This window comes from Stenotrophomonas sp. A3_2, from assembly GCF_036624925.1.
Lineage (GTDB): Bacteria > Pseudomonadota > Gammaproteobacteria > Xanthomonadales > Xanthomonadaceae > Stenotrophomonas > Stenotrophomonas hibiscicola.
The window spans coordinates 1-330 of the sequence record NZ_JAZKVY010000128.1 but is presented as its reverse complement, the minus strand read 5'-3'; the positions used below and the strand labels follow the sequence as shown (position 1 = coordinate 330).

Below are 330 nucleotides of genomic sequence, written 5' to 3'. Positions count from 1 at the left end.
CGCGTGCGCAGCGTGAACACGCACGTCTCCGGATGCGGAATAATGAACAGCGTCGCGGAGGACGCGACCGCCCCGACCCCCTCGGCCAGGGTCCCGCTGCAATCCTGCGCCAGATCGAGCCGCAACGTCACCGGATGGATCGTGTCGTTCACCGCCACATCGGTGAACAGCCCGGACTTGCCGATGCGCGTCGCCAGATGACGCAGCTCCGCCGCCTCGAACGCGGTGACCACGGCGCCGGCGTTCACCACCAGGTTCACCTCGCCCATCACCGGCGCCCCGGCCGCCGCCGCAACCGCGCCGGCCCCGGGCCCGGTCGCCGCCGGCGTG

Annotated in this window: 1 protein-coding gene; it reads right to left on the bottom strand. The window is 72.4% G+C overall.

Annotated features, from left to right (window positions below; translation table 11 throughout):
- Positions 1-330, bottom strand: a 330-nt coding sequence (locus R5H29_RS03030; RefSeq protein WP_332328714.1) for a hypothetical protein, incomplete at both ends; no start/stop codon positions are given.